Genomic DNA, 16,890 nt, shown 5'->3' with positions numbered 1-16,890 from the left:
CTAAACCAACACCAGGGAAGCGTCGGTTTGAGATATGGCCGGAGACAAGCGAAGCAGTAGTGCAGCTGTTGCCGGGCCGATTTTTCTAACACACAATCCGTTAACGGGTAAAGAGGAGATAATAGCCATGATGTTGCAGTCACCACCGCTGAAAATAGTCGCGAAGGAAGATCTACACCGGATCCACGAACAGACTCTCAGGGTTTTAGCAAAGACCGGGGTCGCCTTCCATCTCCAGGAAGCCCTTGCAATTTTCCGCGACAATGGCGCAACCGTTGAAAACGGGACAGTGCTCATCCCTCCGGAAATGGTGGAAAATGCGCTTAGAAATGTACCGCAACAGTTCACCTGGCACGCCAGGAACCCCGACAACAACATTGAGGTCGGTCCCGAGCAGAGCAGAGTCCACGTGATGCTCAATCACGGTCCGGTCAACATCCAGGATATAGAAAACGGCAGGCGGAGGAGTACCACAGAGGATCTGGCAAACCTTTACAAACTGGGACAGGCGAGTGACGTTTGCAATGTCATAGGACAGGTACCGGTAGACCCCAGTGACGCCGATTCTTTAGTAAAGCATCTTGTGGTTACCCACAAACTGCTGCAACATACCGATAAGCCCTTGATGTCATATCCTGTCGATAACCGTCGGCAGACAGAGGATATATTCACCATGGTGGAGATGGCGATGGGCAGGGACTATCTTGATGATCATCCGGCGATAGGCACTTCCGTCTGCGCCCTCAGCCCGCTGAAATACGCTCCGGAGTCCTGCGACACCCTGATCGGTTATGCAAGGAGAAACCAGGTAGCCATGGCCCTCACCTGCGCCATGAGCGGCGTTACCGCCCCGATAAACCCGATAGGGACTGTGATAATGCAGAACGCGGAAATTCTAGCGGGTCTTGTGCTGACCCAGCTGGTAAATCCGGGCACTCCTTTTATCTACTCTCCAGCCTCGGCTGTTCCGAACATGAAAAATGGCGCGTACATCACCGGGTCTCCGGAATCGAACCTGATAAACATTGTCGGTCTGCAGCTGGGAAGAGAGCTGTACAAGATCCCGACGCGCACCATGGCTGGCCTTACCGATGCAAAAACAGTCGATTGCCAGGCGGGATATGAAACCATGCAGAACCTGTTCACCCTGATGCTGGGAGGAACGAACATGATAAACGAGTGCATAGGAACCCTCGATGCCATCATGACGGTCAGTTATGAAAAATTCATAATCGACCAGGAGATGATCGGCCGACTGATGCGCATAATGGAAGGGGTGGCGACAGAGGACGAGGATTTCGATATAAGCGCCATCGAGGAGATGGGCCAGAGCGGCTGCTATCTTATGCACCCGAGCACGCTTAAGAAATGCAGATCGATGTGGACGCCCGCGGTCTCCGACTGGAGTTCCTTCAGCGACTGGCAGAAAGCTGGCGAAAGCGACGTTGTCGTCCGGGCCAACCGCAAGTACAAGGAGATCCTGGCTGCCTGTCCGGAGTCAATGATCAGCTCCGAACTTGACCAGGAACTGCGGGCATTCGTGGAATCTAAAAAATAACCGCTACGAAGGCAGCAGCGACCGGTCCCGGGAGATCATCACCAGATAATCTTCATCGGCGATGACATAATCCATTTCCGGATTTGCCAGCAGTCTGTTTTCTTTCTTGTTCTGGATACCGAGCAGCGTCGCCTGGTGATCCTGTTTCAAGGCGATCATCACCTCAAGATATTTCCTGCCGACGAATTTTCGCGGCGCGGCGACAGAGAACAGATCATTGCCGTAACGGGTGCTGAGCAACTCCGAGACAATGGCGGACATGCCATGATCTATTGCAGCAGTCGCCAGCAGGTGGCTGCTCAATTCGCTGCCGACGATAATCTCATCGGCTCTCGCCCTCCGGCAGTGCTGCTCGTTTGCCTTGTTCACAAGTTCGACAATGGTATACACTTCCGGATTTATCGATTCCACTGTCAGCGTGGTAAGCACAACTTTCGCATCCCTTGCGGTGGGATCGACATTATCGTCTCCAAGAATCACAACGGTTGCCGCGTTTTTCAGCCGTGCTTTTTCCAGGGTCTCCTCATTTACCGTCCCCCGGACAAAGATCAACAGAGGATCATCCACCGGCTTTTCATCGATATCGGCGATAAGCACCACCGGCACCTTCCGTGTTTTCCTGTCGGCCCGCACCTCTTTGAGTACCGCGCTGCTCCGATGGTTCCATTCACACAGAATCACGTGTTCTTCCAGATTGACAGTTCCCATTCCTTTATTCTCACTCATCCTCTTGCTTATCATGACAGTTGCCAGCTGCGCACTCAACATTCCCAAAAGCCCGATCCCGAAAAACATTATGATGGCAGCAACAGCGCGCCCTCCTCCGGAGGTCGGAGAGATATCGCCATACCCCACAGTGGTCAGGGTGACAATGGACCACCAGATACCGCTGACAAACGAGATGTCCGGTTCAAAATAGGTGATGGCCAGGCTGGAGCATAAAACGATGACGAGAATTATCAGCAGCAGGGTCAGCAGATTTTCTCTATTGAGAAATTCGATTATTTTCTTAAGCCTTTTATTCATGGAAAGTTTCGGTATCTGATCGATCTGTCATACTGCAGTGCAACCTGTTACGTCGGGGTAAAGCTAATCGATATTAACAGTGCTGGCAAACACTATCTCTTTAATTATAAGATGTTACCTGGCAACGCCCAACAACAGCACCAACCGCGTCCTGTTTTTTACCAGATGGCAATGGCGGAACATGTTGGCGAAAGCCATAGTGGCGACAGCTGGAATTATACCCATTTTCTCTCATATTCCAGACCTCATTTTCCGTATTTCTGGTATTATAGAACATCAATCTGAAAAAGTTTCATTGCTTGCATGTCCCTCCCATGGATACAACCGGCGCTGCGGCCGGAAACCGACGGGGCCAGCAGCCATTTTAAGCAAAAAATCACCAGTGGTCCCACCGCCTTCACCAGGCTGGCAGGATCCAGCAGTTTTACATGAACGAGAAAATAACTTTTGAAGATGTTGTCCAGAATACCAGCAACGGCGTCATCGCCACAGACTGCAACGGCCACATCCAGATATTTAACAAAAAAGCAAGACAGTTGCTCAATGTAACGGACCAAGACCTGGTGGGAAAGGATATCGAGCCCATTATTCCCTCCGTCGGCAGAGCTGTCCATGACTGCCTGCTGGGGAAAAAACCGGTTTACGGTCGCCAGTGTCCTTTAGGCGTCTCCGAGATTATCGTCAATATAACGCCGATATTCAGAAGTGAAAAACTTATCGGCACTGTGTGCAATTTCCAGAAACTGAGCGCCTTTGAAACTGCTGCGCAAAAAACGGATTCCTACCAGAACCTGAACCGGCAGTTTGAGACGATCTTCCATTCCTCCTCCGATGGGATCTGGGTCTGCGACGGCAATGGAATTGTCCTGAGCATCAATAGCGCCTCGGAGATCCTCAACGGCATCGAGGCCGACCATGTTATCGGCCGCTCCGTCTTTGACCTGCAGATGGATATGGTCTTCGACCACTCCGTCACCTCCAAGGTTATGGCCAGCCGCCAGCGGGAAACCGTCATGCAGTATATTGCCAAGAGCCAGAAATATCTCCTTTCCACAGGGACCCCGTCAATCGACGAACAGGGCAATATCGCCCTTATCGTTATCAACGAGAGGGACATGACGGAACTCAACACCCTGCGCCGGAAATTTGAGCGAAGCCAGATGGTCAGGGAGAAATACCAGCAGGAGCTTTCCGAACTGACCCTGTTCACCCTGAAAAAAAATTCAATAATCGCCGAATCAAGCAATATGCGGCAGCTGCTCCAGATGGCCCTGAAACTCTCCCATATCGGTGCCTCGAATATTCTGGTACTCGGGGAGTCGGGAACCGGCAAGGGGCTGCTGGCCCGGATGATACACAAAAACAGCAGCAGGGGACAGAAACCTTTTGTGGAAATCAATTGTGCGGCGCTGCCGGAAAACCTGCTCGAGGCGGAGCTGTTCGGTTATGAGAAGGGCGCTTTCACCGGAGCAAGGGACAAGGGGAAAATCGGCCTTGTCGAGCTTGCCCAGGGGGGAACCCTGTTCCTTGACGAAATCGGCGATATGCCGCTGCTGCTCCAGACAAAACTCCTCAAGTACCTGGACAATCAGGAAATAAGAAGAATAGGCGGGACCGAATTTATCAAGGTAAGCTGTTCGGTGATTGCCGCCACCAACCAGAACCTGCAGGAGAATGTGCAGAAAAAACTGTTCAGGGAGGATCTTTATTACCGATTGAGCAGTTTTGTACTCAAGCTTCCGCCGTTGCGGGAGAGAGTGGACGACGTTTCCGGACTCGTGCGGTTCTATCTCAATAAATTCAACAAGAAGTATTCATACAATAAGACCATAAGTCCCCAGGCGATACGACGACTCCAGAAATACTCTTTTCCGGGAAACATACGTGAACTCAAATCGATCATTGAAAACGGCGTCGTACTCAGCGACTCTAACCTCATTGACGATTTCGTTGTTTCAAGCGTAACCGACGAACCGCCCCCCGGGAAAAACGCCGTACAACACCACCTGCCCGACACAGACGACCTCAACCTGAACAGGAATCTGAAAACACTCGAAAAACAGCTATTGAAACAGGCCAGGAAAAAATTCAGGACCACCAGGGAAATGGCGGCAAAACTTGGAGTCAGTCAACCCTCCGTGGTGCGCAAACTGCAAAAATACAATATCAGCTGAGTCGATGGTGCAAAAAACAAGGGGGGATGCAGCACTTACCGCATCCCCCCTTGTTTTCGGGTAAATCTTCCGCGACCTCCGTTACAGCCCCATATAGCCTACAACCAGAAAAAGGATCCCGGTAATTATTGCGCCAAGGAACCCGTAAGGCATCTGGGTTACCGCATGCCGGTAGTTGTCGCATCCCGCCGCCGCAGAGCTGAGAATGGTGGCGTCGGAATAGAAACAGATATGGCTTCCCCATACACCGGCTGAACAGACGGCACCGATGGCAACCACCGGATTGGCACCAATGGCAACCGCAAGGGGGATCACGATTGGAATGGCAATGGCGTACATTCCCCAACTCAGCCCCATGATAAACTCGGTAATGCCAAGCACCACAAAAACGACGAACGGCAGCAACTCGGGAGTCATATACATTTTTGCCGTCTCTATTACGTAGGTCAGAAATCCTATCTTTTCGTTAATGTTGGCAAAAGTGAGCGCCAGCACCACCATCAGCAGCGGGAAGAGCATCTGCTTGATGCCGACGATGCAGGTGTCGAAGAATTCTTCAGGTCCCATCAGCCCCTGGGGAATGAAGAACACAAACATGAACGCCACGGTGGTCAGAACACCCAGCTGCATGTCAATGTCAAAATAGATGGTTGATCCTATGAGCACCAGGATAGGCAGGAAGAAATTGTAGATTCTCGGCTTGGCAGGCGTTTTGGTCTTCTCGCCGCTGTGGATATCGATCTTCTCCGACCCGGGAGGGGCGAGAATACCTTCTTCAAAGGCTCTTTTCTCAGCTTTTTTCATCGGTCCGAATATCGGCACGATGCCGACTATAACCAGCGGAACAATAAGCGCTGCGACCCAGCCGTAGATATTATACGGAATGGTCTGGATAAACATTTTTATGCCTTCGCCTTCAGGAGCCGCTCCGGCCTGTTCGATCAGACTGGCGATGTATACGGCCCAGGTTGAGATAGGAATAAGAACGCATACAGGAGCCGCGGTCGAATCGACGATATATGCCAGCTGTTCCCTTGAGACCTTGTGTTTGTCGGTGATCGGTGCCATACAGGAGCCGACGGTCAGTGAATTGAGGTAGTCGTCGATAAAAATCACCACGCCAAGCAACCAGGTCCACAGCAGCGTACTTTTTTTGGTCTTGGCGCGTTTTGCGACCCATTCACCGAACGCTGCCGCCCCGCCGCCTCTTTCGATAAGGGCGATGATGCTTCCCATAAGACCGCACACGATAAAGAGCCACTGGGTATCCCCATCGGTGAGGACCTCACTTAAAGTTTCACTCATCGGAGCGAAAAATCCGGTCTGGTGGGCCATAAGAAAAGCCAGCAACGAGGCCAGCGTTAAACCCTCGAGGATTCTTTTGGTATAAAAGATAAATGCAAGCAGAAACACAGAAGGAAGTGCAGAAAAAATTCCCAGACTCGCTTCATCGTCGGGAACCATGACCGTGATGATCAGAAAAGCAACAGCCAAGACGGTGTACTCAACGATGGTCCTGCTGAGTTGACCTCTTCCTATACCGCTATCGGTAGTCATAGCGTTTATCCCTACAGATTCACTCATTGTATATCCTCCGCACAAACGAAATGGAAAATGTTTGCGTATGTAATTTAATACGATACGGTCAGCACCCGCAATTGTACCTGAACCAGCCACCCCTTATCGTGTCACAGGTGCTGTTCCAGCCTGACGTCTTTTGACGTTGCCGTATCGCTCTATGTTGTTGTCGCTCTATATCATCTCCTAAAATAGACCCTGCAATAGTACGGTCTGATAACACCATCAGCCGCCGTGCAGGCTCTGCAGAAACTTCACCACGCCGTTTTCCGGCACCTTGTCGTCCGCCTTGGCGAGAAAGCCGTTGACGGAGACGATCGAAATGCGCTCCCGGGGCATTTGCACCAGGTCAGCGAGCTCACCCACCGTGATGCCAGCGGGAACGTCCAGGTCAAGGCCGGTTTCCGGATAATCACCCGGATAGTAGTCCGGCAGTGTTCCAAGAAGTCGCAGGTGTACTTTCATTTCAGTTCAAATTCACAAATCTTCAAAGGTACTGTTCATCTGTTCCCTGGTGACCTTGACAACAACATTATATGGCGGCAGCGGCTCTTTGTAGAACATCTCCGGCAGCTGGTAGTCTTCTTCCGTAAGACCCGCCCGTTTGTTAAAACCAAGCTCCGTCCTTAGTACTGTTGAGCCAAGCTCGGCCCACTCGGCTTCACCGAAAACATCACCCGACTTTGCCGACATCATGGTATAGACGTTGCCTATACCTTCTTCCGAGGCAAGCCCGGACTGGGCGAAATCACAAATACCGACACTGTCCACCGCCGCCATGTGAATCTGGGTGGCCCGGGATATTTCCACCTGACCTTCACCGCTCCTGGCGTCAACCGTACCGCCGAAGGCTTCCAGGTTCTGGTCGACAACCCATCCCGCAGTGTGGTCGGCGCCCATGGGCGTCGTCGCATAAGTCACCGCCATCCCCTGGATGGCCCGCGGGTCATAGGCGGCCATGCTCTGTTTTTTCACGGCGGGCACCCGGTCGTGGTTGAAATGTTCACCCACCGCATGCGGCCCGTTTCCGATCAGACGACCCATTTCCGTTCCCTCGGCAACCTGCTCGACAAGGCTGATTGCCTTTTTGGCATCGCCAAACTCGGCATAGCCGGCATCAAACGCGACGGCGAGTGCGACTCCGGTATTCATGGTATCAAGACCTATATCGTCGCACAAAAAATCAAGCCTGGCGATTGCATCGATATCGTCGTTACCTATCATACCGCCCATTGACCATATTGTCTCATACTCTAGCGACGAGGTCACAAATTCCCCTTCGGCGGTAACGAATTCGTTGGAGCAGTCGACTATGCACTGGGCACATCCCTTGTGCTTGTTTTTTCCGCCCCGCTCCTTAATCACCTTGGCGATGGCCTCGCCGCTGATCTTGTCAACGTTTTCAAACTGCCCCTGCCTGGCATTCCTGGTCGGAAACGCGCCTGCGGCGTTAATGGGCTCGACCAGTACCGCAGTACCCAGTTCAGGGAGAATCTCACCGCTGAACTCATCGGCTTTGACATCCTTGGCGTAAGCCCTGGCAGCATCTTTAAACCTTTTGTCATCAGCGAGCGGAACCGGTTTCTTGCCGTTGCGATCAACCACAATAGCCTTCAACCCCTTCGAGCCCATAACAGCACCCAAGCCACCCCTGCCAGCGGCCCGGCATGGCCGGCCGTCGAGGTCGGTTGACTGAATGGAAGCAGAAAGCAGCTGCTGGTCACCGGCCGGCCCTATACAGGTAACGCTTTTGTCCGTTCCGAGTTCCCCGTGCAGTGTTTGTGTCAAGGCATAGGTACGCATCCCTTTCAACTGGTCACAGGGCACGAGTGATGCGGCAGTGTCGCTCTCAATATTCAGGTAGAAATACTTGCCATCGGCAGCCTGGCCTTCCACCACCACCGCCTTGACGCCGAGTCGTGCAAGGGAATAGGCAACGGTACCCCCGACATTGCTCTCCTTGATCCCGCCTGTCAGCGGACTCTTTGCCCCCACCGATAGTCTGCTGCTGTTCACAAGCGTTGTACCGCTGAAATAGCCCGGAGCAAAAACAAGTTTGTTGTCACCGGTCAAGGGGTCTGCTGTCGCCGAAACCTCGCTGTCAACCAAAAGCGAGGTAAGTGCCCGGCCGCCCAACTTCTCGTATTCCTGTGGAACATCCTGCCACTCAGCGGTTTGAGCGGTCATATCAACCCTCAGAAATTTCATAGTTCCTCCACTGTCTTGTTAAATAATGAAGAAAATGCCCTTGCTTTTTCCCGTTGCTCTCCAACCGGCCACGGATGAACAGCAGCGAAATCATTCATGATGCTTTATGAAAAAATCCCGGGAGGGGCATCTTCCTCACCGTCACCAAACTACCACATCATTAGCCGAGGCTGATGAATGTGTCTTCCAGCCGTTTCAGCATTTCGTCGATCAACTCATACGAAATAGTAAGAGCAGGTTCTATTCTGATTGTCTGAGCATTGGTCAGGGTACCGGCGGTCAGCACTCCGCGACTGAAAAGTCCCGAGGCCACCTTATAGCCGATTTCATCAGTCGGGAATTCCATGCCGAGCAGAAGACCTCTTCCCCGTATGCCGTTGAGAATCTGAGGATAGCGCTGCTGCAGTTCATTTACCTTCTTCTTGATATATTCACCTTTTTCTGCCGCCTGTCCGGCCAGATCTTCCTCTACCAGGACAGTGACCGCTGCCAGGGCGGCGGCGCATGCCACCGGATTTCCACCTGTGGTGGTGGTATGCATAAAAGGATTCGGTTCCATGCATTTCCAAATTTTTGCCGTGGAAAAGAAACCGGACATGGCTATGACCCCGCCGCCGAGCGCCTTGCCAAAACACATGATGTCCGGCGTAACATTCCAGTGGTCGACACCAAAGATTTTCCCGGTACGGCCAAAACCTGTCTGAACTTCGTCGGCGATCAGCAACACTTCGTACTTGTCGCAGATCTCCCGCAACCTAGGCCAGTAGTCGTCGGGCGGCTCAATGGCGCCTGCTTCTCCCTGGATTGGTTCAACCACCACTCCGGCGATATCATTGCCTACTTCCTTGGCGCAACGCAGAGCCTCTTCAATTGCGTCCGCATCTCCGTAGGGAACCTGGTGGACATTATTGAGCAGCGGTAAAAGAGGCTGGCGGTAGACCGCCTTGCCCAGCAGAGACAGCGCGCCGAGAGATTTTCCATGGAACCCCTTGAGGGTTGAGATAAATCCGCTTTTTCCGGTATAAAGCTTGGCCAGTTTCATGGCTCCATCGACAGCCTCGGTACCACTGTTGGCAAAAAAACCGTACTGGATATCCCCCGGAGTCAGCTTGGCGATAACCTTTGCCAGGTGTGCGCGCAGGGGATCAAGCATTTCCTGGCTGTACTGCGGGCTGCGATCAAGCTGCGCTTTTGCCGCTGCAACGATCTTAGGGTGCCTAATCCCCGGGGAGTAAAGCCCGAACCCACCGAGCATATCGATATATTCGCGACCCAGGACATCGCGCAGGATCGACCCTTCGCCCTGCCAGTCGGTAAGGGCGAAATCACTGGTCTCGGTCACCGATTTCCTGTACTCCAGAAAACCTTTGTTTATATGATTTGCAAAATTCTGGTATGTCGACTCGGCGACCCACTGGCGTTCGGAATCGCTGACATCAGCTTCTGGAGTCTTGATGAGATTGACCATTTTGCTGGCTTCACGCAACGCTTCGTCAATATTTCGTGTACACGGTGCGGTTTCAGAAAAGTTTTTGTTTTCCACAGGCTTATTCATCTTACACGTCTCCTTTTACTAATATTCAGGTCCCCGGATGCTGTTTTGCTCCAGGTGCCACTCTCAGGCAGTATCCTCAACCCCACAAGGTGATCTCCGTCGGCGGTCAACAATATTAACTGACTATTCAGTTTATTTTATTACCCAGCCTTATCGTTGCATCCTCGGTGACTGCCACTACATTAATTGAATGTTCAGTTAATAGTAACCTGAACACTATCTGGATTATAGATTCAGACTACAGTTCCAGACTCTAAACCCCTCGATTCTTCAGAATGGTATATGCCGTTTTTTTGCAGCTTTGCGCAAAATCCTCAAACGGATTGTCCCCCGCGAGAAAATGGGCATGAAACTCCAGTCCCTCCATCATGGTCAAGACAAAATCCGCGGCTTTTACTTCGTCACTCACCTGAATGACACCCTTCCTGTTGAAATCAACGAACTGGTCATGAAGAAAATCCCTGAACCATACAAACATGTCCGTAAACAGTTTGTGGACATGCTCATCCCTGAAGCTCTGGTAATAGAAACCAAAATGAACCCCCGGATCTACCGTTCGCGACCATTCGTAACTGAAGATCATATCCATGAGCGCATCGAATCGCTCCTGATCATCTTCGATATGATCAAAATTAATCAGATGACGAGATTTGAATTTACTGACTATCAGCTCGATAAGGGCCGCCCGCAGGTTGTCTTTATTCTGGAAATAATGAAGAATAAGACTGGGATGAATATCGATACTCTTGGCTATCTTGCTTATAGACGTCCCCTCAAGCCCTTCGTCTATGAGAACGCGATAGTACGCCTCAAGTATCTCAGGTATTCTCAACTCCGCGTTTCTGTTCTTTCGGCCTGCCATAACTGATTAATTTATTTCCCCGCTTGTCTGTGATGTGATTATGGTTGATGCTACACTTTCCATTTTTTCCTGTCAAGAAGCTAAATTCTAATTATTAACTGTCCGTTCAATAAATATTGTTTTATTTACATGTTTATATTGCTGTTTTTTCGCTGCAAAAAAAAATCATTTTTTTTGATGCTTTTCATAAATTTACATATTTGTGATTTATTTTTATTTGTTTTACACATATTCGCAACGATAATTGCCTGCTTGAATTCTATCCTGTTCCGAGGTGCAAAGAGGCAGCGCCACCGTCTTGAACCACGCTTTTGATTACAAAATGTATCAACCACTATCGTAAGAAGCTTCACGACACGATGCCATCTCACCACCGCATGCCAAAACGACAACATGTCGCATCCCCCCGTAGATACAACATTTAAGAGCGATTACACAAACTAAAAACAATACTTTTCCGCGCTACGGGCTTCACTCAATCATTGATACATATTTGTATCATTGGTTTTTTTTACTGTATTTACAACATATTAGCGCGCTCTTCGATGCGCTATCGAATCACAACAACATCTTCTACCATACCCATCCAACAGCATAACACTCTATTTTAAAACGATCTTTTTAAAAATATCTCTCTCTGGCATCCATTTTGCGATATCCACTCTGTCTCGGCTTGCAACCATGTTACCGATAACTCAACGCAGTTTTTGCCGGTTCGGTTCCCGAATCGTACCGAAAATTCCCGTGACAGGTTGGTACGCAGAACATATTTGGCAAACCAGTCATCGCGGACGCCAACTGCCTGGCGCCCCGCAGCAAAGTTGGCCAAATGGTTGATTGTGATGTGATGGATTCAGATTGTACAGCTTTTGCGCAAGTGTTGCGGACGATCGCCCAAATCCCCGGGGCACGCCCGCTGCTTGCTGGCAGCTACTTGTTATCTAAAACTATTTACTTAATACATTTAACATCGTCTGGCAGTTAACCGTTTCGAAGGAGCACATCATGGAAAAGGCTGCAGGTAACTCGACAGTTCTGCTTCAAGGAGCAGATATCATCAACAAGGCACAAAGCGACGGACTCGATTCCAGGTTGCTTTACGAAGCAGTCATAGATCTGTCCTCAAAAGGACTTGTCACCGCAAACTGTATTAACATGGCGGCAGGGATTCTCCTAGAAGACCTTGGACTGCCTTCATACTTCTTTCAACATATCCAGAAAGATTCTCTTATAAATCTTCTGCAGTCTATCGCCACGAGCATACAGCTGGTAGATGGAAAAGTCGTTCTATACGACCGGGTCGCTCATATCGATTTCGACCTCACCCAGGGCGATGAAGCCCGACAGGAAACGGTACGTATTGCCACCAGGGAGACCCGGGACGACATGGAGGTGGTCATTGGCGAACGGATTTCCGGGCATCGCCGGGAGTATTATTACAGCCCCAGGTCCAACTACTACACCTACCTGATCCGTCCGGAGACCGTCGCCGACTTCGACAGGGACAAATTCACCCAATCGAAATTCTTGTTTCACCTGACCGGAGACTACGACGAGATTCCTGAGCCGACAAGAAAGCGCTATGAAAAATTTCTGGCCAAATGCGAGAGCTCGGTCAGCCCGCTCATAGAAGTGTTCAACCTTCCGGAGACTGGAGAAACCCGACTGATGTTCAACAGTGACTTCGAGGCACCGCAGCTTCCCCTGCTGCGCAAAATGCTCGGCGATCACGGTCTCACCCTGGTCAGGGCCTACTGGGAACCGTACTTGGCACAGTCCACCGCTCCTTCATCGGTTTGCACCCTCTATATCCAGGGAGAGTTGACCAGAAGCCAGGAAGAATCTCTTGTCACCGATCTCAAGGCGTTTTTGGCTTTTGCCGTCAACGACACGGTAGACCTCTACCTCCAGGACAAACTCACGTTCCATGAGATGTTGTTTGCCGGCAACGCCATCGATTTCACTCATCTCTTTATCTATAAAGAGAGCGAGAACGCGACCGACAGGGAAATCCTGGAGAGTCTTTCAAACAAAGACCACAGGGACGCATTTGCAAAACGCCTGCAAAGCTCAAACAAATCAATCTACAAAGAACCCCTGATTCACGAACTCGCTGGCAGCAATGCCGATCTGCTCAAGTTCCTGTACGATCTCTTTGAAAAAAGATTTCACCCCGACTCCATGCTCCGGATCGACGACAATGAAATCGCCAGGAAACGGGTCGAATTCGACAAAAAGATCTCGTCACGATTCATAGACTGCAAGCTGGGGTACGACATCTTCTCCTTTATGTTCAAGATCGTCACCTCAACCCTGAAGACCAACTTCTACAAAAAAGACAAGCGGTCGTTCTCCTTCCGGTTCGACAGCACAGTTCTCGATCCCCTGGTATTTGACCAGGAAGTTTTCGGCATTTTCTACGTTAACGGCCACTACGGCTGCGGGACCCACCTACGGGCCGACGATATTTCAAGAGGAGGCTTACGGCTGTTGCGAGTTTCCCGGTCCAACCACGAGGAACAGCTCGACAACGCCGTCCTGCTCAACTACGCGCTCGGCCCCAAGGCCCAACGTCTCAAGCATAAGGATATTTGCGAAAGCGGTTCCAAAGGGGTCATCATTCCCCATCCGCAATACGCCTGCTACTCGATGGAATCACTGCTCGACTACACCGAGGGCATTATGGACCTGATGCTCCTTGAGGACTCCATCATCGACTACTACGGCAAACCGGAGCTGATCTTCTTCGGACCCGACGAAGGCACTGCGCCGCTAATGGACGCGGTGGCCCTCAGAGCCAGGGAGAGAGGATATGAACACTGGCGCACCATGACCACCGGAAAGAGTTTCGGCATCCCCCACGACACCTACGGAATGCTTGAGTCGGGAGAGCTGTTCGGACTGTATGACCGCAAGAGCAAAGGTGTCGAACTCGAACTTGACGGCAAATCGGTGGCTCTGACTAACGATATGAACGAAATCTACCGGCTGATCGGAGATAAAATAGCCACAAGCGGCATGACCACCACCTCCGTCATGAGCAGTTTCAGGACCCTCATCTCCTATTACAAGGCCAAGGAACAGGACCTGAACCTGATGATGTCCGGCGGCCCTGACGGAGACCTCGGCGGCAACCAGATTCAGTGCTATAAAGGGAAAATCTGCCTGATCATCGACGGTGGATCTATACTTTTCGACCCTGAAGGACTGGACAAGGAAGAACTCGCCAAGATCGCGTTTATGAGAAATTCCTCGCCGCGCAAGAATTCCCTGGCTTTTCCCAGGGAAAAATTGAGCGATAAAGGGTTCATGGTACCAATCGGAGCACGGGACATCTCGATGCCCGACGGCACCGTCGTCGAGGACGGAACGCTGTTTCACCGGAACTTTCTCGTCAGCCCTGAAAGTCGAAAGTATATCAAGCAGGCGAACATAAAGGCGTTCATCCCCTGCGGCGGTTTCAAGGATACCGTCAACCAAAGCAACGTCAAAGCCTTTATCGCCAACTTCAAGGAACTGAAATTTATCGTAGAAGGTGCGAACGTATTCTTTGACGATACGGCAAGGCGTTTTATAGCCACCACCACCGCGATAAAGCACATCAAGGATTCGACGGCGAACAAAGGTGGCGTTTTCTCCAGTTCAATTGCCGAAGTGCTCACCGCCTTCCTGTTCCAGGAAGACTATGAGAAAGAGCTGCTCAACGACACGGCAACCAGGTGCGGCCTGACAAAAGACATCATGGAACTTGTGGCCCACTATTCCCAGCTTGAAACAGGGTTGCTGCTGCGCATTCACGAAAAGAATCCGGGCATGCCGCTGTTTGATCTCTCCGCTATCACCAGTGAGCAGATCTTCGCCCTGCAGAACGAGGTTGCGGAAAAACTCGAAGAGATCCTGCAAAACGAAGAAATGGTCTGGCAGGTGCTGCTCCGCTATATCCCGTCAGGACTCATTGAAAAACTTGGACGGGACAAGATCATGACAACATTCAACACCGAGGAGCTGCAGCCCTATCGCAACGCCATCGTTGCCAAGAAGCTCGCCGCCATTGCGTTCTATCAGTTTGGTGATGATTGGGACAACTACCGGGCAAAGGTATTGAAAAGAGATTTTACCGGTGCCCTGAGTAAAGCGCTTCAAGCATAAAAAAGGTCTGAAACGACAAACACACCCTGTCGCTGCTGAGAAACGATCCGCGCAACAGGGTGAAAACAATACACATCCTCTAACAAACGAAATATCATGTGCAGATTAGAGAAAAAACAACAAGTACTGAGAATCCTGGCCGACAATCTCAATACTCCGAACCCGGAGCTGGTAGCCTCGGATTATATCGCCGACAAATTGGATATGAGTAAGACGGACACGTGCCAACTGCTCAAACTCATGCATGAAATGGGGGTTGTGGTAAGTGATATGGAAGGTGAGAGATCGCTTATCACCCATGAAGGCCTGAGCTGCTTGCAATAACAGCTGTCATCCCGGCGCCTCGCCCATGTTTGACGGGGCGCCGCTTTGACAGATATGAGGGCAGAAAAAGGCGACCGGCTGATGCATGCGCCCCATCTAAACAGACACTTCCAACCGGCAAAAACCGGTCAGGCGTAATTTTTTTGCCACCTGCCACTCACCTTTCAGGGGAAGCCGATGGTTATTTTCCGGCCTCCTGCTTCCTCGCGGGTTTTCAGGCGTAACTCCATACTATTATTACGAAAGCCAAAAGCTAAAGTCGACTCCCCCTGGGAACTGTCGACATGGATGATATCCCGAAGAACGGCTACGATCCTGTCGCCAATATCATTATCGGGCGGCGGCAACTCTGTTTTCCTGTATTCGGCAACTACCCTGACCGAACCTGACTTTGTTTTTTCAAGAGATATCTCTTCGGCGTTGTTATTGAGCCCATGCAGAATAGCCAGCGCTATCCACTTGATAGCCGCTTCGTCGACGTCTGGCTGGTGCTGCAGTCTGGACATCTCCTTGAGAGGGTCATTGGTTGCATAACAGTCGCACATTTCCTGAACTTTCTGATGAAGGCTCGATGATTCACGCATAACTGACCTCCCTGTTTGGTGTTGGTTTCGAGGTGGGGTTTCTTTGCCATGAAATGGTAGGATTAGCAGACTCATCCTGGCTCAAAAGATAAATACGATTTCATGAAGTGCAATAAAGAGGCGAACGAGGCCATTTGGAGCCAACTGGTCGCCTGAGCGCAACCATCACCGGCTGCAGTCTCCCCGCATGCTCCCGACACCCCACAGGCTAATCGGACTCGGAGCTGATGTAACCGATAACGGACCAGATCTGATCCGGCGACAACTCTTCTTTAAACGAAGGCATATCTCCTCTTCCCTCCTTGATCTTCCAGAAGAAATCGCCTTCTCCGTGAGCTTTAAAGCTTTTTATAAGGTTCGGCGGTCCCTTCGCCAATCCAGCCTGGTCCGCCGACTTTCCCTCAAGCGCACCACCATGGCAGAATCCGCAATTCTCCTGGTACACTTTTTTCCCAGCGGCGACAACCACATCATCAACCGCAAGAGGGCTGGTCAGCTCTGCCGCCTTTCGGGGAGCCATCCATTCATGGGCGACCGCCTGGAAGCAGACAATTGTCAGCACCAGCACCCCCGCACATATCCACAACAACCTGTTTTTCATCCTCCCTCCCTGATCCTGTCTTTTACCTAAAAGATCCAGCCGCTGCTGCCTGACGGACAATGCGGACAAAAACCACCCCGCTATTTTGCCTTTTCCCCAGGGGCGACCGATTCATCCCAGCTTATGTAATAGCATATTCAGCTTCGCCATGCAAAAACGCACAAGAGCCCGGACCTTGGCAAAACAGTCCCATCCACCACTACAGTGCCTCCCCTGCAACAGCTTTAATTAACACCAAAAAAATCCCGGCACTTTTAGTACCGGGATTTTA

12 protein-coding genes are annotated in these 16,890 nt (G+C 51.0%); 4 read left to right on the top strand and 8 right to left on the bottom strand.

The genetic code is table 11. The annotated features are described in order from the left end of the window. The first annotated feature begins 127 nt into the window (after positions 1-127). Positions 128-1,558: a trimethylamine methyltransferase family protein gene (locus BLQ17_RS04360; RefSeq protein ID WP_176761081.1), complete on the top strand. Its 1,431-nt coding sequence runs from the start codon at positions 128-130 to the stop codon at positions 1,556-1,558. 3 nt (positions 1,559-1,561) lie between these two features. Here the strand turns inward: BLQ17_RS04360 and BLQ17_RS04355 are convergent, their stop codons facing one another. Further along, a complete protein-coding gene (locus tag BLQ17_RS04355) occupies positions 1,562-2,584 on the bottom strand; it encodes a potassium channel family protein (RefSeq protein WP_092220173.1) in 1,023 nt (340 codons plus the stop codon). A 428-nt stretch (positions 2,585-3,012) separates the two neighbouring features. Between BLQ17_RS04355 and BLQ17_RS04350 the strand changes: the two genes are divergently transcribed. Then, a complete protein-coding gene (locus BLQ17_RS04350; RefSeq protein ID WP_092220171.1) occupies positions 3,013-4,758 on the top strand; it encodes a sigma 54-interacting transcriptional regulator in 1,746 nt (581 codons plus the stop codon). Between the two features lie 81 nt (positions 4,759-4,839). On the opposite strand, the gene BLQ17_RS04345 is transcribed toward BLQ17_RS04350, so the two are convergent. From BLQ17_RS04345 to BLQ17_RS04325, 5 genes are all read right to left on the bottom strand, one after another. After that, on the bottom strand, positions 4,840-6,342 hold the full coding sequence (locus tag BLQ17_RS04345) for a Na+/H+ antiporter NhaC family protein (RefSeq protein ID WP_092220169.1): 1,503 nt from the start codon (positions 6,340-6,342) through the stop codon (positions 4,840-4,842). Between the two features lie 219 nt (positions 6,343-6,561). Further along, on the bottom strand, positions 6,562-6,801 hold the full coding sequence (locus tag BLQ17_RS04340) for a MoaD/ThiS family protein (protein WP_092220167.1): 240 nt from the start codon (positions 6,799-6,801) through the stop codon (positions 6,562-6,564). Positions 6,802-6,813: 12 nt separating this feature from the next. Next, positions 6,814-8,544: an aldehyde ferredoxin oxidoreductase C-terminal domain-containing protein gene (locus BLQ17_RS04335; RefSeq protein WP_092220166.1), complete on the bottom strand. Its 1,731-nt coding sequence runs from the start codon at positions 8,542-8,544 to the stop codon at positions 6,814-6,816. Positions 8,545-8,704: 160 nt separating this feature from the next. Next, positions 8,705-10,099, bottom strand: coding sequence for a putrescine aminotransferase (locus BLQ17_RS04330; RefSeq protein WP_092220164.1), 1,395 nt, complete (start codon positions 10,097-10,099; stop codon positions 8,705-8,707). A 253-nt stretch (positions 10,100-10,352) separates the two neighbouring features. After that, positions 10,353-10,961: a TetR/AcrR family transcriptional regulator gene (locus BLQ17_RS04325; protein WP_092220163.1), complete on the bottom strand. Its 609-nt coding sequence runs from the start codon at positions 10,959-10,961 to the stop codon at positions 10,353-10,355. 1,005 nt (positions 10,962-11,966) lie between these two features. On the opposite strand from BLQ17_RS04325, the gene BLQ17_RS04320 reads away from it, so the two are divergent. Both BLQ17_RS04320 and BLQ17_RS04315 read left to right on the top strand, forming a co-directional pair. Beyond that, complete coding sequence (locus BLQ17_RS04320; RefSeq protein ID WP_092220161.1) at positions 11,967-15,110, top strand: NAD-glutamate dehydrogenase domain-containing protein; 3,144 nt, start codon at positions 11,967-11,969, stop codon at positions 15,108-15,110. 96 nt (positions 15,111-15,206) lie between these two features. Continuing rightward, positions 15,207-15,434, top strand: a complete 228-nt coding sequence (locus BLQ17_RS04315; RefSeq protein ID WP_092220159.1) for a hypothetical protein — start codon at positions 15,207-15,209, stop codon at positions 15,432-15,434. A gap of 164 nt (positions 15,435-15,598) precedes the next feature. On the opposite strand, the gene BLQ17_RS04310 is transcribed toward BLQ17_RS04315, so the two are convergent. Further along, on the bottom strand, positions 15,599-16,018 hold the full coding sequence (locus BLQ17_RS04310; protein ID WP_092220157.1) for a hypothetical protein: 420 nt from the start codon (positions 16,016-16,018) through the stop codon (positions 15,599-15,601). 208 nt (positions 16,019-16,226) lie between these two features. Then, the gene (locus BLQ17_RS04305; protein WP_092220155.1) at positions 16,227-16,619 is read right to left on the bottom strand and encodes a c-type cytochrome; all 393 of its coding nucleotides are present in this window, start codon (positions 16,617-16,619) and stop codon (positions 16,227-16,229) included. Positions 16,620-16,890 lie beyond the last annotated feature (271 nt).

The sequence above is a fragment of the Desulforhopalus singaporensis genome, from assembly GCF_900104445.1.
Classification (GTDB): Bacteria; Desulfobacterota; Desulfobulbia; order Desulfobulbales; family Desulfocapsaceae; genus Desulforhopalus_A; species Desulforhopalus_A singaporensis.
This window is presented reverse-complemented; position numbering and strand designations above follow the sequence as displayed.